The organism is Oceanihabitans sp. IOP_32 (assembly GCF_009498295.1).
GTDB lineage: Bacteria > Bacteroidota > Bacteroidia > Flavobacteriales > Flavobacteriaceae > Wocania > Wocania indica.
Window position 1 is genome coordinate 3,128,381 of the sequence record NZ_CP040813.1, and the last position, 19,938, is coordinate 3,148,318.

Here is a 19,938-nt window from a genome sequence, read left to right on the forward strand (position 1 = left end):
AAAATTTGAATGCAAAAATAGTTAAAGTGTTTTAAATTCTGGGTGTAAAATGTGTTAATTGTTGTTTGTATGTTAATTGAAAGTAGATAAAATAATTATATAATTTATAGTTAACATCGTAGCCATAATCAATTTCTGGTTGGTAATCAATTTGCATCTCGTATAGGCCAGGGTCATAGCGTTGAGGCTGCATTACTCTTTGATTCCAAGCTATTACATATTGACGGTTTCTGGTTTCTAAAAAATGTTGAGAATAATAACCTTTTGGTTTTGCTCTACTGGCTAACCAAAAATTAAATCCGGGCTCGATAATTATAATTTCATATTCAAGTTTATCATTGGCGATAGTAACGGTATCATTGTTAATAAGGGCTTGTTCCTTTTCTGCTTGAGCGCTTTGCGATGTTATGGGTTTAGTCGTGTTGCAACTTGCGACCAAAATGCAGATAGTGATATAAAATAATGTTTGTAGTGTTTTCATGAGCGTACTTTTTTTGAGGAAATCCGTTTATCGTTTTTAGTATTTATCAAGTCGACGTTTAAAACGAAAACTTTCAATTAAATAGTTATTCCTTAATATTGTAAAGTTACAAAAATAATATCCTAAAGACTTGTTTTTTAGGTGGTTTAACAAAAAAAAACACCATGTTATTAACATGATGTTTTATGGTATTCTGTAACTCTTTCAAATATTATTTACCACCAAAAAGACCGCCCAGCAAACCTCCAAGGCCACCTTTTTTCTTAGCGTCTCCTAGTACCATTCCAGCAACATCATCTATAACACTACCATCACCATCGGCATCTAATATTTTTTCTAAGAAACTCTGTTCTTGTTTAGCATCGTTGCCACCAAGCAAGCCACCCAGTAGATTGCTTAAATCGTTTGGGGTACTAACATTATTTTGTCGAGATTGTTGGCCTAAAACGCCCATTAAAATAGGAGTGGCTACTTTAAGAATTTGGGCCACAGAATTTGTGTCTAACCCAGATTTTTCACCAATAATTTTTTCGACACCTTGTTTTTTATTACCAAGTACATGGTTTAAAATTTTATCACCATCGTTTTTAATAGTTTCATCAACGCCACCACTAAAAAGATCTCCTAGGTTATCTAAAATGCTTCCATCGTGTTTAGTCATTAAAGCACCCATTAGGCCTTGTGCGCCTTCGGGTGTTGATGTATTGCGTTCCATGGCTTTCATTAAAACTGGTAAGGCCATGGTGAGAACGCTAGTTGTTCTTGTGGTATCATGGCCTGTTGTACTAGAAATACCATTAATAATATTTTTTCCTAAGTCGCTGTTTAATAAGTCTAAAATTCCTGACATGTTTTGTTTTTTTTTATAATACGAATACAATGTACAAAAAAGTCCTAACATAGCGTTAGGACTCATATATACGAAATCTAGACTGAAATATAATTTTATTTTAGAATATTAATAATTTGAGATGCCAATTCTACTCCAATTCTATCTTGTGCTTCGTTAGTTGCTGCACCAATATGAGGTGTTAAGGATAATGCCGAGTTCATTAATAATTGAATCTCTGGTTGCGGTTCTTTTTCAAAAACATCTAAGGCTGCTCTAGCCACTTTCCCACTTTCAATTGCTTTTACTAAAGCGACTTCATTAATTACACCACCACGCGCAGCATTAACTAGAATAACACCATCTTTCATGGTACTAAATTCTTTTTCGTCAATTACATATTCGTTTTGATAAGGGACATGTAAGCTTATAAAATCAGATTGTTTTAAAACAGCTTCTTTAGAGATGGTTTCAATTTCAAAGTCTAAGCTTTGTCCGTCGAAAAACTCTAATTTTAAATTGGCTTTTTCTAAATAGGGGTCGAAAGCGACCACTTTCATGCCGGCACCAATGGCAACTTTTGCAGTAGCTTGGCCAATACGACCAAATCCTAAAACACCTAAAGTTTTACCTTTTAATTCGGTGCCTTTAGCGTATGCCTTTTTTAAGGCTTTAAAATTACTATCGCCTTCTAAAGGCATATCTCTGTTGGCATTGTGCAAAAAACGAGATAAGCCGTAAAGGTGACCAAATACTAATTCGGCCACAGAATGCGAAGATGCCGCAGGCGTATTTATAACTTTTATGCCTTTTTCACGCGCATATTCAACATCAATGTTATCCATACCTACGCCACCACGTCCAATAATTTTTATATTCGGACAAGCATCAATCAAGTTTTTGCGTACTTGAGTTGCGCTACGTACTAGTAAAACACTTATGTCGTTTTTATTAATGTAATTTTCTAATTGCTCTTGTGCTACGGTTGTGGTAATAACTTCAAATCCACTCTTTTCAAGAGTATCAATGCCGCTTTGCGAAATACCATCATTTGCTAATATTTTCATTTTTTCGTTTTTCAGTTAACAGTCAAAAATTTTGAGAACATTTCGAGAACGTTTCATTTTTCAACTTTAATTAAATTTTATTTGTTGTCATTGCGAGGAAGCATGACGTGGCAATCTTTTGATGAGATTCCTTCACTTCGTTCGGAATGACGATTAATTATTTAAGCTTTACTCTCTAGTTCGCTCATTATCTCGACCAAAGCCTTTACGCTATCTAATGGCATGGCGTTATACATTGAGGCTCTGTAGCCACCAACGCTTCTATGTCCGTTTAAACCATTAATACCGCCTTCTTTTAGCATGGTTTCGAAGGTTTCTTTGAGGTTATCGTTCTCTAAAGTAAATGTGGCATTCATGAGAGAGCGATCTTCTTTAGCCGCAAAACCTTTAAATAATGGGTTTAAATCAATTTCAGAATACATGAGGCTGGCTTTCTTTTCATTTTCCTTTTCGATCGCTTTAATGCCACCAAGTTGTTTTAACCACTCTAATGTTAGCATAGAAGTGTACACTGCAAACACAGGTGGTGTATTAAACATACTACCTTTATCAATGTGCATTTTATAATTCATCATTGATGGAATTTTACGCGATACTTTACCTAGAATATCTTCTTTTACAACGACTAGTGTCGTTCCTGCTGGACCTAGGTTTTTTTGAGCACCAGCATATATTAAATCAAACTGGCTGTAATCGATGCTTCGTGAAAAGATATCACTACTCATGTCGCAAACCAAAGGGATGTCGCATTTAGGGAAAGATTTCATCTGTGTTCCAAAAATGGTATTGTTTGATGTAACATGAAGATAGTCGTAATTAGAGGGCACATCATAAGCCTTGGGGATGTAATTGTAATTTGCACTTTTAGACGAGGCCACTTCGTAAATATCGTCGTAAATAGCTGCTTCTTTGATGGCCTTGTCTGCCCAAGTCCCCGTATTGAGATAACCTGCTCTTTTTTCTAAAAGGTTTAGTGCCACCATTAAAAACTGTGTGCTTGCTCCTCCCTGTAAAAACAATGCTTTATAACCTTTGCCTTCTAAACCAAGTAGCTCTAGAGCTAATGCTCGAGCGTTTTCCATAATATCTACAAAATCTTTACTTCTGTGCGATATTTCTATTAGCGATAAGCCACTATTATTATAATCTACTACGGCCTGTGAGGCTTTTAACAAAACCTCTTGTGGTAAAATACTTGGTCCTGCGCTAAAGTTGTGTTTTTTCATTCCCTATTGTTTTTTTGTTTCCACGAAAGTGAAAAGTCTAGTTTTGGTTATAGTTACTAGGTGCAAAGGTGCTAATTTAAGTAGAAAATAGTGTTATTAAAATCCTAATTTTTAAACTATATTTTTATTAAAAATGCAATAGTATCCACATTGTCAGCATAATCCCAGAGTTTTGGATGTTGGGTTTGGCCGAAAGCTATTTCTTGCTCTGTAAAGCCTTTGGACACTATGCATTGAATGTGTTGTTGGTTGGCTTTTATTTTATTCTTTAATTCGTTTTCATTATTGTAATATTCGTAAAATATTGTTGCAATAGGAGAGCTCAGGCTGGTATCTTCTTTAATCATAAAAAAACCGTTCTCAAGTATAGCGAATTCGCTCATTAAATATACGGCCTTGTTGTAATCGTAGTTATTGGCGTATTTTGCTTTTTCTATGATAGGATGCCAATGGTAAATACCTTCGAAAAAAGCATCAAATTTATAATTCTCAGGCACATACATTTTTGATACATTCCTGCAACCCAAGCCGTAATATCTAAAAATATCTTCAGATAAATTTTTTAGATCATCCAGAGATTCTTGGCCATTTAAAACGGCAACAGAGTTGCGATTGTTTCTTATTATGGATGGCTTACCTTTAAAATAGTACTCAAAATAGCGTGCCGTATTGTTGCTTCCAGTAGCGATTACAGCATCGAAATTTTCAATTTTTGCTTCGGTAAAACTAATACGCCCTTTAAACTGAGGTTCTACAAACTCCAAATACTTCGTTAAATAGGGGAGTAGGTGCTTGTCGTTAGAAGATTGCTTTACCAAAACCTGATGCCCAGAAATTAAAACCGATAAAAAATCATGAAATCCTACTAATGGGATATTTCCTGCCATTATGATAGCCACTTGTTTAGGACAAATAGAGTCTAAATTGTAAGGCTGTAGCCATTGTGTTAAATTATCGCGTGTTAGGGATTCCGACCATCCCTTTAAGGCATATTTAATATTTTCTTCTGTAAACCAACCATTATTTTCTTCTGCTAATTTTATTTGGTGTTTAAAACCGCTAAAAAACAGGTCGTTGTGTTCTATGTGATCGTTTCTTTGAATGGTTTTATCGGAAAATTGTTTAATAAACTCTCCAAGTTTTAAAAAAGCGTTAATTCTTTGTTGTAAAGTCATTCTATATTTGGTTATGAATGGTTTTGGTTTTATTTTTGCAAGTGCAAATTTAAGCAATTCAAAAAGAAAAAAGCTATGGCAATAATAATAACAGACGAATGTATAAATTGTGGTGCTTGTGAGCCAGAATGTCCCAATACGGCAATTTATGAAGGTGCAGACGATTGGCGATATAAAGACGGAACAAGTTTAAATGGCACCGTAGTTTTAACTAATGGTACCGAGGTAGACGCCGACGAAGCCCAAGAGCCTATAAGTGATGAAATTTATTATATTGTACCAGATAAGTGTACGGAATGTGTTGGTTTTCATGAAGAGCCGCAGTGTGCTGCAGTTTGCCCAGTAGACTGTTGCGTGCCCGATGAGAATAACGTTGAAACTCAAGAAGAGTTGATGGCCAAACAAAACTTCATGCATCCGGAAGATTAATTTCATTAAAAAAAGATAGATTAAAAAATCCCAAGTGTTCGCTTGGGATTTTTTATTGGTGGCTTTTATTTCGTTTTAAAACACGCTATTTTTTATACCGAGCCTGCCCTTAGATCGGTTGTTTTTATGATTCAAATTGTTTTCGACGCCATTTTTAAGGTGCTTCGTTTAGAGCTGATGCCCTAGTATTTGGTAAATAGAAATAAAAGAGCAAAGTGTAAGCATTAGTCAGCCACTATCTAATACTTTTCATGATAATACTCATTAATACGTGTTTCTTTTTTTTGTTTGCTTAGTGTTTCTTGAGCACGGAGTTCTACACGTCTTATTTTTCCTGAAATGGTTTTGGGTAAGGAGGTTGTAAATTCAATAATTCTCGGAATTTTATAACGTGCCAGTTGAGTTTCAGCATATTTGAATAAGTCTTTAGCTAAGTCCTCTGTTGGTTTTACACCATTGGCTAAAATTATAAAAGCTTTTACCGCATTAGTTCGCAAGGCGTGCGGACTTGCCACTACAGCAGCTTCTAAAACTTTGGGATGCTCTAGTAGTACACTCTCTACTTCAAATGGACCAACTCTAAAATCTGATGCTTTTATAACATCGTCATCGCGACCTACAAACCAGAAGTAGCCATCTTCGTCTTTGTAGGCTTTATCTCCTGTAAAATATAAACCGTGTTTAAATACGACATCATTTCGTTTGGTATCGATTAAATACGTTTTAAAAATACCCGTAATTATATCACTATGATGTCGAACACAAATATTGCCTTCTTCTAAGGTTTTAGCTTCTCGACCTTCATCATCTGCAATAATAACATCATAAATAAATGTTGGTTTTCCCATGGAGCCCAATTTTACCTTTTTACCAGGCAAGTTACCAACTAATGCGGTTGCTTCGGTTTGCCCATAGCCATCGCGAATAAGAATACCAGTGGCTTGTTTCCAAACGGCTATAATTTCTGGGTTTAAAGGTTCTCCGGCAGCGACACATTCTCGCAAACAAAAATTATAAGAGTCTAAATCTTCCTGAATTAACATGCGCAACGAGGTAGGTGGCGCGCAAAAGGTAGTCACTTTAAGATCTTGTATGGTTTGTAGTTGCTCTTTAGGAACAAAGCGATCTATATGATAGCCCAGAATGGTGGCACCTACATTCCAAGGGCCAAAAAAACTGCTCCAAGAAAATTTAGCCCAACCGGGTTGAGAAATGTTATAGTGTATATCGCCACGCTGTAAACCAATCCACGAACTGGTCGATAAATGCCCTGTGGGATACCCAAAATGGGTATGTACAACTACTTTTGGCATGCCAGTAGTTCCAGAGGTAAAAAAGTAAAACAAATCGTCGTCTGCCTGGGTTTTTGCACCTTCAGCCTCTGTTGCTTCTAAAAACATATCCCTTAAAGTAACCCAACCAGCTCGAGCACCTTCTGTTATAATTTTTAGTTTTATAGGCTTACCAATACTTTTTTCGGCCTGATCAATTTTCTTTGCATTTGTTGGATCTGCCAAGATGACTTCTGGGAAAACCGATTTAAAACGAAACTCCAAATCGCGAAGTTCTAAACTTGTCGCTGCAGGAATCATTACAATACCACCTTTTATGCAGCCTAAATAGCTGTACCAATTAGGAGCCAAAAGTGGTATTTGTATAAACAGTTTATCGCCTTGTTGAATGCCATACTTTCGCATTAAATTTAAAAACTGATTACCAAGTGCAGATATTTCAGCAAAAGTAAAATTATCTTCTTGGTTGTTATATTTCCAAATTAAGGCTTTATCGTTGGGGTGTTGTTTAACGTTAAGAGGTTCGAAAACATCTGTAACCCAATTAAAAAACTGGGGTTTTATAGTTTTTAAATGTTTTAAATTATCAAAATCTTTATCGGTTATGGCTTTTGCCACATTGTGGTATAATTCTAAAACGCTCATATTATTTTTACTTTTAAATTTTTAAAATTATACATATAATTTAGATGGGCAAGTCTCAATACCAAAAATATGGAAGTGTAATTAAAAATAGAACTTAATAATATTTATAGACCTTTTATAATGGCGATGGCATACCCATGGAAACCGAAGTGTTTAAGTCTTTATTTGATTTTTAAAACCCGAAACAATTTCCCCCAAACCCTATTAAAACATTTCATAGAATTAACTACATTTGCACTCGCAAATAAAAATGGTTTCCGTCTTCGCGGAAATAAAAAAATAAGATTTCAATGAAAGCAGGAATTGTAGGATTGCCAAACGTAGGAAAATCGACGTTATTTAATTGTTTATCAAATGCAAAAGCGCAGAGTGCAAACTTTCCGTTTTGTACTATCGAGCCTAATATTGGTGTGGTAAATGTTCCAGACCCTCGTTTAGAAAAGTTAGAGGAATTGGTAAAACCAGAACGCGTGCAACCTGCCACTGTAGAGATTGTAGATATTGCTGGATTGGTAAAAGGCGCAAGTAAAGGCGAAGGTTTAGGAAATCAGTTTTTGGCAAATATTAGAGAAACCGATGCTATTCTGCATGTATTGCGTTGTTTTGATAACGATAATATTGTGCATGTTGATGGTAATGTAGATCCTATTCGAGATAAGGAAACTATCGACATGGAATTGCAACTTAAAGATTTAGATACGGTCGATAAGAAATTAGATAAGGTAAAGCGTGCTGCAAAAACAGGAAATAAAGAAGCTCAAAAAGAAGAGGCTGTTTTATTAAAACTTAAAGCAGGATTAGAGGCGGGCACATCGGTTAGAGCGTTGGAGTTTTCTGAAGATGATTATAATGATTTTGTGGCGCCAACACAACTCATTACAGATAAACCCGTTATGTACATTTGTAATGTAGATGAGGGTGCTGCGGTTTCTGGTAATGCTTATGTCGAGCAAGTAAAAGAAGCGGTAAAAAATGAAAATGCTGAGGTTTTAGTATTGGCGGTAGGAACAGAAGCCGATATTAATGAATTAGATGATTACGAAGAACGCCAAATGTTTCTTCAAGATATTGGTCTTGAAGAAGCGGGTTCTGCAAAATTAATACGTTCTGCTTATAAGTTATTAAACCAACAAACATATTTTACGGCAGGGGTTAAGGAAGTACGGGCGTGGACTATCGATATTGGCGCCACTGCACCACAAGCTGCAGGTGTTATTCATACCGATTTTGAAAAAGGCTTTATTAGAGCCGAGGTTATTGCTTATGATGATTTTGTGAGTTACGGTAGTGAAGCTAAAGTAAAAGAAGCTGGTAAAATGCGTGTTGAGGGTAAAAACTACATTGTTAAAGATGGCGATGTGATGCACTTCTTGTTCAATGTTTAATAAGTAGTTTCGATGACTATTATTTTAGTCAAAATAGATTGAAAATTAAAAAAAGCTCCATTTATATAGGGCTTTTTTTTGTCCACTTTCTTTAAGTGTTTATGGGGTTGTTTTACGCGATTTAGTTTGATATGAAGGCCATGCATAGAGTTTAAATCTTACCATGAAGTCTAAATAGTGGCTTTTCGCGTATATATCTTATTATTTAACTCTATATTTTTTATGAAGACTAAACAATCACTTTTAACAGCTCTTTTATTACTCACTATTACATTTTCTAACGCACAATCAAATTCAGATGACTCAAAGTTTGCTCTCGGGTTTTCGGCAGGTTTAAATAGAGGCATTGGTTTTCAAGTAAACGTAACTTCTTTACAACCCCTGGAAAGTATTCCCGTGCAATTGCGATTTGGTATTGGCTATACTCGTTTAAATCCAGGAAATTCTGCAGATGCGAGACGTATTTTTATAAACAACGCGACCAACGGTGTTCCAGAGAAAAAGGGAAAACTATTTGATTATAGACTAGATTTCATGCTAAATTCTAATTTTATAGAGTCGGAATCCTCCCAAATCGTTTTTGGTCCTAGATACTCAAGTTTTACGGGTAATTTTAAATACGTTGGTGGAAACGAAGATTTTGATGTTACCTCCAAGCAATTCGGTTTAGGTTTAGGTGCCGAGAGTCAATTTAGAATAAATAACAAACTAAATTTGTTGGTTGCAGTTGGTTTAGACTATTTTTTTAATAGTACACTTACTGGTCACGACACCTCTTATAGTCCAGATAACGACAATGTAAATGCTAGAGACGATAATGCAAACGACAACATAGAATTTACTTATAAAGATGCCGACAAAGCCATTAAGCAACCCAATTTTATGCCTCGCGTACTAATTGGTTTAGTCTATAAACTATAGTTAAAATAATTATTTTTTAGTTTTTAAACCAATGTTTTTACCACATTGGTTTTTTTGTTTTTAAATTCTTTGTATATCCCTAGTTTTATTTTCGGAAAGGTTGTATTATCTTAGCAGTCTAACTTATTATAATTTAAATATTTTTATGGCTGTACAATCCAATTATACCGAAGATAATATACGATCACTTGACTGGAAAGAGCATATTCGTATGCGTCCAGGAATGTATATTGGTAAATTGGGCGATGGCTCGTCGCCAGACGATGGTATTTATATACTTTTAAAAGAAGTACTCGACAATTCTATTGATGAGTATGTAATGGGTGCGGGAAAAACCATTGAGATTTCCATTCAGGGAACAAAAGTAACCGTACGCGATTACGGACGTGGCATTCCCCTAGGTAAAGTGGTCGATGTAGTATCTAAAATGAACACCGGCGGAAAATACGACTCTAAAGCCTTTAAAAAATCGGTTGGATTAAATGGCGTGGGTACAAAAGCTGTAAACGCACTATCTTCATTCTTTAGAGTAGAATCTACGCGTGATAGTAAAAGCGCTTCCGCGGAATTTGAACAAGGTAATTTAATAAACAAAGATTTATTAGAAGAAACCTCACGCAGAAAGGGTACTAAAGTGTCTTTTATTCCAGACGAATCTATTTTTAAGCATTATAAATTTAGAAACGAATATATCGTTAAAATGCTTAAAAACTACGTGTATTTAAACCCAGGTTTAACCATAGTTTTTAATGGCGAAAAATATTTTAGCGAAAATGGTTTAAAAGATTTATTAAGTGAAAATATTAATGAATCCGATAGGTTATACCCAATTATTCACCTACGTGGTGATGATATCGAGATTGCTTTAACCCACAGTAAAACGCAGTATAGTGAAGAGTATCACTCCTTTGTAAACGGTCAAAACACCACGCAAGGTGGTACACATTTAGCTGCTTTTAGAGAAGCGTTAGTGCGTACCATTCGAGAGTTTTATGGTAAAAATTACGATGCTTCAGATATTAGAAAGTCTGTGGTTACGGCCATTGCCATAAAAGTTATGGAACCTGTTTTCGAGAGTCAAACCAAAACAAAGTTGGGGTCTACAGATATGGGTGGTGATTTACCAACCGTAAGAACCTACATAAACGACTTTTTAAAAACACAATTAGACAATTTTTTACATAAAAATCCTGAGACTGCCGATAAAATTCAGCGTAAAATTTTACAAGCAGAACGCGAGCGTAAAGAGCTTTCAGGCATACGTAAACTTGCCAAGGACCGTGCTAAAAAGGCCAGTTTGCACAACAAAAAACTGCGTGATTGCCGAGTTCATTTTGGCGATACTAAAAATAGCCGCTATTTAGAATCTACGCTTTTTATTACCGAGGGGGACTCTGCATCGGGTAGTATTACTAAATCTCGTGATGTCAATACGCAGGCCGTATTTAGTCTTAAAGGGAAACCTTTAAATAGTTACGGTTTAAGTAAAAAAATAGTTTACGAAAATGAGGAGTTCAATCTCTTGCAAGCCGCATTAAATATAGAAGAATCTATGGAAGATTTGCGTTATAATAATGTAGTTATCGCCACCGATGCCGATGTAGACGGGATGCACATTCGGTTGTTGTTAATAACATTCTTCTTGCAATTTTTTCCAGAAGTTATAAAAGAAGGCCACCTTTATATTTTACAAACGCCTTTATTTAGAGTGCGTAATAAAAAGGAAACCATTTATTGCTATTCTGAGGAAGAACGCCGTGATGCTATCGAAAAATTAAAGCCAAAACCAGAAATTACGCGATTTAAAGGTTTGGGTGAAATCTCACCAGATGAGTTTAAGCATTTTATTGGAGAAAATATTCGTTTAGACCCCATTATGCTTGACGATAACATGTCTATTGAAGAGTTGCTAGCGTTCTATATGGGAAAAAACACACCCGATAGACAAGAGTTTATTATCGATAATTTACGGGTGGAATTGGATTTGATTGAGGAAAGTTAAGCGGTTAAGCTCGGATGTTCTGTAGCTTAAGTTCGAGATGTTTAAACGCTCGTATAATCAACAAAACATATAAATCAATTTTTTAAACCTTTAAATTAACTATTTTTGCAACGGTATTAGATTTGAAATTATCTTACCAAAATCATAAAATACAAAGTAAATAAAACCAACCAAAACTAATAAAATGCCTGCCTACTCAGGGATTTGTTACTATGATAGACCACCAAAACGACGATTTAGATAACATAAATAATACACCAGACGAACAACCTAAAGAAACCATAACCCGAATTACAGGTATGTATAAGGATTGGTTCCTAGATTATGCATCGTATGTTATATTAGAGCGTGCTGTACCAGCTATTGAAGATGGTTTTAAACCTGTACAGCGTCGTATTATGCACTCCATGAAGGATTTAGATGATGGTCGCTACAACAAAGTAGCCAATATTGTTGGGCATACCATGCAGTATCACCCTCACGGCGATGCTAGTATTGCCGATGCTATGGTGCAAATTGGGCAGAAAGATTTACTAATAGATACACAAGGTAACTGGGGAAACATCTTAACAGGCGATAGGGCTGCCGCATCGCGTTATATCGAGGCGCGCCTCTCAAAGTTTGGTTTAGATGTTGTTTTTAATCCTAAAATTACCGAATGGCAATCTAGTTACGACGGCAGAAGAAAAGAACCGGTAAACCTTCCAGTAATGTTCCCTTTACTATTAGCACAAGGTGGCGAAGGGATTGCAGTGGGTTTATCTACTAAAATATTACCACACAACTTTATTGAGCTTATTGAAGCCTCTATCAAGCATCTACAAGGTAAAAAATTCACACTTTTACCAGATTTTCCAACCGCAGGAATAGCCGATTTTTCTAACTATAATGACGGTTTACGTGGAGGAAGAGTGCGGGTTCGAGCTAAAATTTCGCAAGTGGATAAAAATACACTGGCAATTACCGAAATACCTTTCGGAACAACAACATCATCTTTAATAGATTCCATTTTAAAGGCCAACGAAAAAGGGAAAATTAAAGTTAAAAAGATTGAAGATAATACCGCAGCCGAAGTTGAAATATTAATACATCTACCATCGGGATTATCGCCAGATAAAACCATCGATGCCTTGTATGCCTTTACAAGTTGCGAGTCGTCTATTTCGCCATTAGGTTGTGTTATTGAAGACAATAAACCTTTATTTATTGGGGTTACCGAAATGTTACGCCGCTCTACCGACAATACGGTACAGCTTTTAAAACAAGAGTTGGAAATTAAACTCAACGAGTTTGAAGAGCAATGGCATTTTGCTTCACTAGAGCGCATTTTTATAGAAAATAGAATTTACCGCGACATTGAAGAGGAAGAAACTTGGGAAGGCGTTATTTCTGCTATTGACCGCGGACTTCAACCTCATATAAAACATTTAAAACGCGCCGTTACAGAAGAAGATATTCTGCGTTTAACCGAAATACGTATTAAACGTATTTCAAAATTTGATATTGATAAGGCCCAACAAAAAATAGAGGCTTTAGAAGCTAATATCGCCGAAATAAAGCACCATTTAGCAAATCTTACCGATTATGCTATTGCTTATTTTAAAAGATTAAAAAAAGAATATGGCGAAGGTCGCGAACGCAAAACTGAAATTAGTGTTTTTGATGATGTAGATGCCACCAAAGTGGTAATTAGAAACATTAAGCTTTATGTAAATAGAGCAGAAGGTTTTATAGGAACCTCGCTTCGTAAAGACGAATATGTTTGCGATTGTAGCGATATTGACGATATTATTGTATTTACCAAAGCTGGTAAAATGATGGTGACAAAAGTCGATGCTAAAATTTTTATAGGTAAAGATATCGTGCATGTCGCCGTGTTTAAAAAGAAAGATAAACGCACAATCTACAACATGATTTATCGCGACGGAAAAAGCGGACCATCTTACATTAAACGTTTTGCAGTTACAAGTATAACACGCGATAAAGAATACGATTTAACAAACGGAACAAAAGGGTCGGTAATGCTTTACTTCTCGGCAAATCCCAATGGAGAAGCCGAAGTAATTACCATTAATTTACGACAAGCAGGAAGTATAAAAAAACTAAAGTGGGATATTGATTTTGCAGATATTCTTATTAAAGGTCGAAGCTCTAAAGGGAATTTAGTAACGAAATACCCAATAAAACGGGTGGAGTTAAAAGAAAAAGGCGTTTCTACTTTAAAACCTCGAAAAATTTGGTTCGACGATATCGTTAAACGATTAAATGTAGATGGTAGAGGAGAGTTATTAGGTGAGTTTAGAGGTGAAGATAAATTATTAATTATAAACAAATCGGGTATTGTAAAAACGGCAACCCCTGAAGTTACCATGCATTTTGATAGTGATATGGTAGTTTTAGAAAAATGGATTCCGAAAAAGCCAATTTCTGCTATTTATTATAACGGCGAAAAGGAATTGTACTATGTAAAGCGCTTTTTAGTTGAGCACGAAGGTCGAGAAGAATCCTTTATACCAGAACATCCAAACTCTAAATTAGAAATTATTTCTACAGACTGGAAACCTATGGCAGAGGTTGTTTTTGTAAAAGAACGCGGTAAAGAACGAAAACCGAATTGGGAAATTAATCTTGAAGAATTCATTGCCATTAAAGGTATTACAGCTTTGGGTAATCAATTAACAAAGGATAAAGTAAATCAAATTAACGTGCTAGATCCTTTGCCTTTTGAAGCGCCAAAAGAAATACCAGCAAACGATATTGAGGTCATTGATGAGAAAGAAGTGTCAGCAATTCCATCTGATGAAAATAAGGCGCACGGTTCAACGCCATCAAACACTCAATCTAAAGACATTGGTGGTGAAGATGACGAATCGCAAAAAACCTTATTCGATTAAAACAAATACGTGTAAAAAATTAGTTCTTTTCTACGATAGCGTCTAATGTTTTTGTAATGATGTTAACATCGGTTTCGTAATCAAACCAATGGGTATTCTTATTTTTCTTAAACCAAGTTAATTGACGTTTTGCAAATCTTCGGGTATTTTTTTTAATTTCAGAAATTGCAAAATCTAAAGACCAATCGCCATTTAAGTATTTAAACAATTCTTTATAACCAACGGTGTTTAAGGCATTTAGTGATTGATAAGGCGCTAAAGTTTTAACTTCATCTAAAAGGCCTTGTTGCATCATAACATCAACACGCTGGTTAATTCTGTGGTATATAAGATCTCTGTTGGCCGTTAATCCAACCGAGATGGTTTTAAAGTTGCGATTCGCTTTTGTTTGATTTAAAAAGGAAGAATACGGTTTCCCCGAACCCAAACAAATCTCTAAAGCACGTATTACACGATGCGGATTTTCAATGGCTATAGTGCTATATGCTTTGGGATCTAACGCTTTTAACTGGGCTTGTAATTTAGCAATCCCATGGGTTTCAAGCTCAGTATTCAACTGCTCACGAATGCTTTTGTCAACTTCAGGAAAAGCATCTAAACCCCGTGTAACGGCGTCGACATATAATCCAGAACCACCAACCATAATAACCACATCTTTAGTTTTAAAAAGGGTGTTTAAACAGTTTAAAGCCGCTTTTTCAAAGGCTCCAACATTATAATGGTCGTGAATGGATTTGTGCTGAATAAAATGGTGTTTTGCTGCCGCTAATTCTTCTTCAGAGGGCGCTGCAGTTCCTATCTGCATTTCTTTAAAAAATTGACGAGAATCTGCCGAGATAATATCGGTATTATAATATTGCGCTAACTTAATACTTAACGCCGTTTTACCAATAGCCGTCGGACCAATAATAGAAATAAGATATTTATCCATAATGCAATTTGTTTCCACATTTATGGCAAAATTTGGCATCATCTAGATGACCTACGGCTAAGCAGTTTATACAACATAGTGAGTTGAGTTGAACAGCATTCGATGTGGTTTCAGGAAGGTTTTCTGTATTTTTATTTTTATTTGCCTTATTTTGAAAGCTATATTCTGCCGAAACAATACCAGTAGGCACTGCAATTATTCCGTAACCTAAAATCATAACAAAAGAGGCTATAAATTGACCAAGAGGCGTTTGTGGAGTAATATCGCCAAAGCCTACTGTGGTTAGCGTAACAATACACCAATAAATACTTTTAGGGATATTTGTAAAGCCGTTCTCTTCGCCTTCAATCAGGTACATAACAGTGCCAATTATAATCGAGATGATAATTACCGCATATAAAAATACTGATATTTTAGCTCGGCTCGATTTTAGCGCACTCATCAAGTTATTAGAAGCACCTAAATAACGCGCTAATTTTAATATTCTGAAAACACGAAGTAAACGCAAGGCACGTAAAGCCGCGAGGGCATGTATACCTCCAAAAATTAAAGAAATGTATTTAGGTATGGTAGACAGTAAATCGACGATACCGTAAAAACTAAAAATGTAATTTAATGGTTTTTTTACTGTAAGAATCCTAGTGATATACTCAATGCTAAACAGTATAGTAATAATCCATTCAGAGATATTAAGAAAATCATAGTATTTATCATTTATGCTTTCAACACTTTCAAGCATTACCAGCAATACACTTGTTAGAATTGTTATTAACAATATAACATCAAACAACTTACCGGCAGGTGTATCAGCTTCATAAATAATTTCATGAATCTTAATTTTCCATTTCGCTAACTTATACTTATTCATAAGTCAAAAGTAATAAAAGATTTGCTATTTTCAATTTTAAAAACCAGTAAGTAGGACTTTGTATAGATGCAAATTAACCTAGGTCTTAGTGACTGTTTTTTAACAATTTAGTTTAAAGTTTTTATATTAGTGCTATGAAGTTTAGGATTTTATTTTCTTTTTTACAACTAAGCCTTTTTGGGTTTTCGCAACAAACCGAATTTGTTGACTTTAAAACTGCAAAAGCTGAAATTTACCTAAATCCCTCACAAAAAGAAGTGTCAGGAACGATTTACTACACTGTAAAGATTATTAAAGATGTAGATTCTGTTTTTATTGATGCCAATAACTTTAAAGATATTAAATATATTCTCAATAATGAGATTAGGGGGGCTAATTATAATGGGAAGCATTTAATAATAAAGCATAATTTTAAAGCGAATAGTACACATAGGATAAAGGTTACATGGAAAACTAATCCTAAAAAAGCCATCTATTTTATAAATTGGGCTAATACAAGTACGAATAATCAAATATGGACACAGGGTCAAGGCAAATATACTAGTAACTGGTTACCCTCTATTGATGATATGAATGAAAAAATTGAATTTGATTTAACCATCAGCTTTAATTCAGATTATCAGGTAATAGCTAACGGTAAACTCAAAGAAAAAGAAATAAAAGATACCATAACCACTTGGCGTTACGATATGCAAAAACCTATGCCTAGTTATTTGGTAATTCTGGCCATTGGTAAATATCACCAGAAAGTAAGCTATTCTAAATCTGGTATCCCCTTAAAAATGTATTACTACCCAGAGGAGGCCGAAAAATTCGAGCCAACTTATCGTTATACCAAACAAATTTTTGATTTTTTAGAAGATGAAATTGGAGTGCCTTATCCGTGGCAAAACTACAAGCAAGTGCCGGTAAAAGACTTTCTGTATGCAGGTATGGAAAACACGGGCACCACTATTTTTTCGGATACTTTTGTAGTAGACTCGATAGGTTTTGTCGATAAGAATTATGTGAACATCAATGCACACGAATTGGCACACCAGTGGTTTGGTAATTTAGTTACAGCCAAGTCTAGTAAACATCATTGGTTACAAGAGGGTTTTGCAACCTATTATGCCTTATTGGCAGAACGGCATATTTTTGGGGACAATTACTACTATTGGCAGTTATATCAATACGCTAACGAATTATTAGAACAGGAGAAAAACGGGGCAAGTACAGCGCTATTAAACCCCAAATCTAGCAGTACGACATTTTATAAAAAAGGCTGTTTAGCCTTACATGTTTTGCGTGCTAAAATAGGCGATCGAGCTTTTAGAGCTGCCGTAAAAAATTATCTTATAAAGCATCAATTTAATAATGTTGAAACGCTCTATTTTTTAAATGAAGTTGAAAAAACCTCCAATAAAGACATCTCTAATTTTGTTGAAACTTGGTTAAATGATCCTACTTTTTATTATGAAGAAGTTGAGAAATTATTGCGCACTGAATCTGATTTTCTTGAAAATTACATTCAGATGGACTGCAAAAAGCCACACTCAAAATGTGGTGAAAATTTAAGGACTTTAATTTCTGATGAGGCTAAGATTAAAATCATTGATCAAAAGCCAGAACTTATCACAAAAGTAGATTTTAACAACGCTATAAAAGTACGTCAAGCTATAGCAAGAAACATATTAGAAATTCCCTTAGAGTTAAAGGAAGAATACGAATCGCTTTTAGATGATAAATCGTATAATACCATAGAAATGGCATTGGCAACCCTATGGAAAAACTTTCCAAACGAAAGACATCGATATCTCCGTAAAACAAAAGATATTTATGGTTTTAATAATCATAACGTAAAAATACTGTGGCTAACTTTAGCTTTAATTACTGACGATTTTGAACCTCAAAATAAGATGATGTATTTTGAAACCTTAACGAATTATACAAGTGATGTTTACGGTTTTGGGACTCGGCAAAATGCGCTGCAGTATTTAGTACAAATTCAAGCTTGCAATAGGGTGTGTAGAAACAACTTAGAATTGGCTACCAAACACCATAATTGGCGATTTGCTAAATTCGCGAAAGGTTTATTAGCGGTTTTAGATTCTAAAAAATAGAGCTAAAACTATTTTAAGTTTTAATTTAAAAGCTTTGGCATTATCGGGGTGAACTGTCAATTTTAATTTGTTAAAACTTAATTTGTTGTCTTTTTTCTTCTTTCTTATCACTTCTTATTTATATTTACAGCTAAAAACGTAATGAGAGCATTAGTTATTTCTGGTGGAGGTAGTAAAGGCGCTTATGCTGGTGGTGTTGCCGAATATTTAATAAAAGAAAAGGGTAGAACTTACGACATGTTTTTAGGGACCTCTACAGGAAGCTTATTAATTCCGCATTTGGCACTCGGTAAATTAGACAAAATTAACAAGGTGTTTACCAGTGTAAATCAAAACCATATATTTAGTGTAAATCCTTTTGTAGTGCGTAAAAGAGGAGATAGAGAGTTTGTGTCGATAGACTTTTTAAATTCATTATGGCAATTTATAAGAATGAAACGTACTTTTGGCGAAAGTAAAGCACTACGTCGCTACTTAAAAAAGCATTTTAGTTACGAAGAGTTTTTGCAAATTCGGGAAACCAAAAAAGAAGTTGTCGTTACGGTTTCTAATCTTTCGAAAAATCAAGTGGAGTATAAATCGATAAAAGATTTTACGTACGATGAATTTTGTGATTGGATATGGATTTCTTGCAATTATATTCCTTTCATGTCTTTGGTTAAAAAGAACGAATTTGAATATGCCGATGGTGCTTTTAGCTGTGTTGTCCCTATTCGGGAGGCTGTTTTACGAGGAGCAACCGAAATTGATGCCATAATATTAGAGTCGGAAAGCATGGCGTATAATAAAATACTGGGTAAAAACCCGTTTTCATTAATGATAAGTCTGTTTGGTCATTTAACCGATCAAGTAGAGCGAAATGATATCTTGATCGGTAAGCTTGCCGCAAAGAATAGGGATGTAAAACTTAATCTGTTTTATACACCTTCAAAACTTACCGAAAATTCTTTAATATTTAATAAAAAACTCATGAGTACTTGGTGGAAGCAAGGTTATAATTATGCTAAACAAAAGGATGAGCAGGCATACCATAACGAGCTAAGGGCTAATTGATTTACAAAAAATCTGAAACCTCATTCTTTATAAACGACAGGGCTGTATCACTAGGCGGACGTCGCTCCATCATTTCAGTTAAAAGCACTTCCCTCAGTTCGTTCGCAGTTTTTGTTTTTTCAAGCATGCTGGCTTTTCTAATGAGCTGAATGGTAGCATTTTTAGCTGCAGAAATAACACTCCAACATTTTTCGCTAACATAAATTTGTTGCGCTAAATTATGATCCATTTCCTGTTCTATATTTTGTATAAGTAATTGCTCGTAATCTTCTTTATTAGAGCTAATTGGAGCAACTCGAACAAGTAGTTTATTAGGCGAAATTCTTTCTAAAAATAAAGTGAGCCTTTCGTACGCCTGTAGTCTTAAAGGTAATGCAGAAACCTGTAAATCTTTTTTTAATAAAAAACGTCTCCTACCATCTTCATTTTTAGTGTGTTCTTTAAAAAAATGATAAGCAATAAGACCAACTATTAACGATGGTATAAGTACTAAAAACAAATCAATAATCCTTTCTGCGTCCATAAAATTGTAAGTTAAGCGTTTCTAATTCATGTAAATTTAATCTCAAATATAAAACTTTCTTTAATATGTTTTATGAAGTATCTTTTTTTGGTTTTATTGGGTTTTTAGATTTAGA

16 protein-coding genes are annotated in these 19,938 nt (G+C 34.9%); 7 read left to right on the forward strand and 9 right to left on the reverse strand.

The window, feature by feature from the left end:
* Positions 1-31: 31 nt before the first annotated feature.
* The 5 genes from FEZ18_RS13150 to FEZ18_RS13170 all read right to left on the reverse strand — a co-directional run bounded on the left by FEZ18_RS13150 (position 32) and on the right by FEZ18_RS13170 (position 4,778).
* Positions 32-481 carry a DUF6146 family protein gene (locus FEZ18_RS13150; protein WP_153268738.1) on the reverse strand — a complete coding sequence of 150 codons (450 nt, stop codon included), beginning with the start codon at positions 479-481 and terminating at the stop codon, positions 32-34.
* A 211-nt stretch (positions 482-692) separates the two neighbouring features.
* Complete coding sequence (locus tag FEZ18_RS13155; protein WP_153268739.1) at positions 693-1,331, reverse strand: DUF937 domain-containing protein; 639 nt, start codon at positions 1,329-1,331, stop codon at positions 693-695.
* Positions 1,332-1,426: 95 nt separating this feature from the next.
* Positions 1,427-2,377, reverse strand: coding sequence for a D-2-hydroxyacid dehydrogenase (locus FEZ18_RS13160; protein WP_153268740.1), 951 nt, complete (start codon positions 2,375-2,377; stop codon positions 1,427-1,429).
* Between the two features lie 161 nt (positions 2,378-2,538).
* On the reverse strand, positions 2,539-3,603 hold the full coding sequence (gene serC, locus FEZ18_RS13165; protein ID WP_153268741.1) for a 3-phosphoserine/phosphohydroxythreonine transaminase: 1,065 nt from the start codon (positions 3,601-3,603) through the stop codon (positions 2,539-2,541).
* Between the two features lie 116 nt (positions 3,604-3,719).
* Positions 3,720-4,778, reverse strand: a complete 1,059-nt coding sequence (locus FEZ18_RS13170; RefSeq protein WP_153268742.1) for an acyl-CoA reductase — start codon at positions 4,776-4,778, stop codon at positions 3,720-3,722.
* Positions 4,779-4,853: 75 nt separating this feature from the next.
* On the opposite strand from FEZ18_RS13170, the gene FEZ18_RS13175 reads away from it, so the two are divergent.
* Positions 4,854-5,207 carry a 4Fe-4S dicluster domain-containing protein gene (locus tag FEZ18_RS13175; protein WP_153268743.1) on the forward strand — a complete coding sequence of 118 codons (354 nt, stop codon included), beginning with the start codon at positions 4,854-4,856 and terminating at the stop codon, positions 5,205-5,207.
* A gap of 239 nt (positions 5,208-5,446) precedes the next feature.
* On the opposite strand, the gene FEZ18_RS13180 is transcribed toward FEZ18_RS13175, so the two are convergent.
* The gene (locus FEZ18_RS13180; RefSeq protein WP_153268744.1) at positions 5,447-7,144 is read right to left on the reverse strand and encodes an AMP-binding protein; all 1,698 of its coding nucleotides are present in this window, start codon (positions 7,142-7,144) and stop codon (positions 5,447-5,449) included.
* A gap of 290 nt (positions 7,145-7,434) precedes the next feature.
* On the opposite strand from FEZ18_RS13180, the gene ychF reads away from it, so the two are divergent.
* The 4 genes from ychF (at position 7,435) to FEZ18_RS13200 (ending at position 14,346) form a co-directional block, all read left to right on the forward strand.
* Positions 7,435-8,529: a redox-regulated ATPase YchF gene (gene ychF, locus FEZ18_RS13185; RefSeq protein WP_153268745.1), complete on the forward strand. Its 1,095-nt coding sequence runs from the start codon at positions 7,435-7,437 to the stop codon at positions 8,527-8,529.
* 222 nt (positions 8,530-8,751) lie between these two features.
* A complete protein-coding gene (locus tag FEZ18_RS13190; RefSeq protein ID WP_153268746.1) occupies positions 8,752-9,450 on the forward strand; it encodes a hypothetical protein in 699 nt (232 codons plus the stop codon).
* A 145-nt stretch (positions 9,451-9,595) separates the two neighbouring features.
* Positions 9,596-11,452: a DNA topoisomerase IV subunit B gene (locus FEZ18_RS13195; RefSeq protein WP_153268747.1), complete on the forward strand. Its 1,857-nt coding sequence runs from the start codon at positions 9,596-9,598 to the stop codon at positions 11,450-11,452.
* Positions 11,453-11,664: 212 nt separating this feature from the next.
* Positions 11,665-14,346: a DNA gyrase/topoisomerase IV subunit A gene (locus FEZ18_RS13200; RefSeq protein ID WP_153268748.1), complete on the forward strand. Its 2,682-nt coding sequence runs from the start codon at positions 11,665-11,667 to the stop codon at positions 14,344-14,346.
* Positions 14,347-14,365: 19 nt separating this feature from the next.
* Here the strand turns inward: FEZ18_RS13200 and miaA are convergent, their stop codons facing one another.
* Both miaA and FEZ18_RS13210 read right to left on the reverse strand, forming a co-directional pair.
* Positions 14,366-15,277 carry a tRNA (adenosine(37)-N6)-dimethylallyltransferase MiaA gene (gene miaA / locus FEZ18_RS13205; RefSeq protein WP_153268749.1) on the reverse strand — a complete coding sequence of 304 codons (912 nt, stop codon included), beginning with the start codon at positions 15,275-15,277 and terminating at the stop codon, positions 14,366-14,368.
* Complete coding sequence (locus FEZ18_RS13210) at positions 15,270-16,145, reverse strand: ion transporter (RefSeq protein ID WP_153268750.1); 876 nt, start codon at positions 16,143-16,145, stop codon at positions 15,270-15,272. Before FEZ18_RS13210 ends, miaA begins: the two co-directional genes overlap by 8 nt.
* A 134-nt stretch (positions 16,146-16,279) precedes the next feature.
* Here FEZ18_RS13210 and FEZ18_RS13215 point away from each other — a divergent pair, with 134 nt between their 5' ends.
* Together FEZ18_RS13215 and FEZ18_RS13220 are read left to right on the forward strand one after the other, a co-directional pair.
* A complete protein-coding gene (locus tag FEZ18_RS13215) occupies positions 16,280-18,247 on the forward strand; it encodes a M1 family metallopeptidase (RefSeq protein ID WP_153268751.1) in 1,968 nt (655 codons plus the stop codon).
* Between the two features lie 141 nt (positions 18,248-18,388).
* Positions 18,389-19,300 carry a patatin family protein gene (locus FEZ18_RS13220; RefSeq protein ID WP_153268752.1) on the forward strand — a complete coding sequence of 304 codons (912 nt, stop codon included), beginning with the start codon at positions 18,389-18,391 and terminating at the stop codon, positions 19,298-19,300.
* A gap of 1 nt (position 19,301) precedes the next feature.
* Here FEZ18_RS13220 and FEZ18_RS13225 read toward each other — a convergent pair whose 3' ends face one another.
* Positions 19,302-19,823: a hypothetical protein gene (locus FEZ18_RS13225; protein WP_153268753.1), complete on the reverse strand. Its 522-nt coding sequence runs from the start codon at positions 19,821-19,823 to the stop codon at positions 19,302-19,304.
* Positions 19,824-19,938 lie beyond the last annotated feature (115 nt).

What these genes read in the sequence shown, in the direction of transcription:
- FEZ18_RS13150 (WP_153268738.1), bottom strand. Translation starts at nt 481, where the DNA reads ATGAAAACACTACAAACATTATTTTATATCACTATCTGCATTTTGGTC.
- FEZ18_RS13155 (WP_153268739.1), bottom strand. Translation starts at nt 1,331, where the DNA reads ATGTCAGGAATTTTAGACTTATTAAACAGCGACTTAGGAAAAAATATT.
- FEZ18_RS13160 (WP_153268740.1), bottom strand. Translation starts at nt 2,377, where the DNA reads ATGAAAATATTAGCAAATGATGGTATTTCGCAAAGCGGCATTGATACT.
- serC (WP_153268741.1), bottom strand. Translation starts at nt 3,603, where the DNA reads ATGAAAAAACACAACTTTAGCGCAGGACCAAGTATTTTACCACAAGAG.
- FEZ18_RS13170 (WP_153268742.1), bottom strand. Translation starts at nt 4,778, where the DNA reads ATGACTTTACAACAAAGAATTAACGCTTTTTTAAAACTTGGAGAGTTT.
- FEZ18_RS13175 (WP_153268743.1), top strand. Translation starts at nt 4,854, where the DNA reads ATGGCAATAATAATAACAGACGAATGTATAAATTGTGGTGCTTGTGAG.
- FEZ18_RS13180 (WP_153268744.1), bottom strand. Translation starts at nt 7,144, where the DNA reads ATGAGCGTTTTAGAATTATACCACAATGTGGCAAAAGCCATAACCGAT.
- ychF (WP_153268745.1), top strand. Translation starts at nt 7,435, where the DNA reads ATGAAAGCAGGAATTGTAGGATTGCCAAACGTAGGAAAATCGACGTTA.
- FEZ18_RS13190 (WP_153268746.1), top strand. Translation starts at nt 8,752, where the DNA reads ATGAAGACTAAACAATCACTTTTAACAGCTCTTTTATTACTCACTATT.
- FEZ18_RS13195 (WP_153268747.1), top strand. Translation starts at nt 9,596, where the DNA reads ATGGCTGTACAATCCAATTATACCGAAGATAATATACGATCACTTGAC.
- FEZ18_RS13200 (WP_153268748.1), top strand. Translation starts at nt 11,665, where the DNA reads ATGATAGACCACCAAAACGACGATTTAGATAACATAAATAATACACCA.
- miaA (WP_153268749.1), bottom strand. Translation starts at nt 15,277, where the DNA reads ATGGATAAATATCTTATTTCTATTATTGGTCCGACGGCTATTGGTAAA.
- FEZ18_RS13210 (WP_153268750.1), bottom strand. Translation starts at nt 16,145, where the DNA reads ATGAATAAGTATAAGTTAGCGAAATGGAAAATTAAGATTCATGAAATT.
- FEZ18_RS13215 (WP_153268751.1), top strand. Translation starts at nt 16,280, where the DNA reads ATGAAGTTTAGGATTTTATTTTCTTTTTTACAACTAAGCCTTTTTGGG.
- FEZ18_RS13220 (WP_153268752.1), top strand. Translation starts at nt 18,389, where the DNA reads ATGAGAGCATTAGTTATTTCTGGTGGAGGTAGTAAAGGCGCTTATGCT.
- FEZ18_RS13225 (WP_153268753.1), bottom strand. Translation starts at nt 19,823, where the DNA reads ATGGACGCAGAAAGGATTATTGATTTGTTTTTAGTACTTATACCATCG.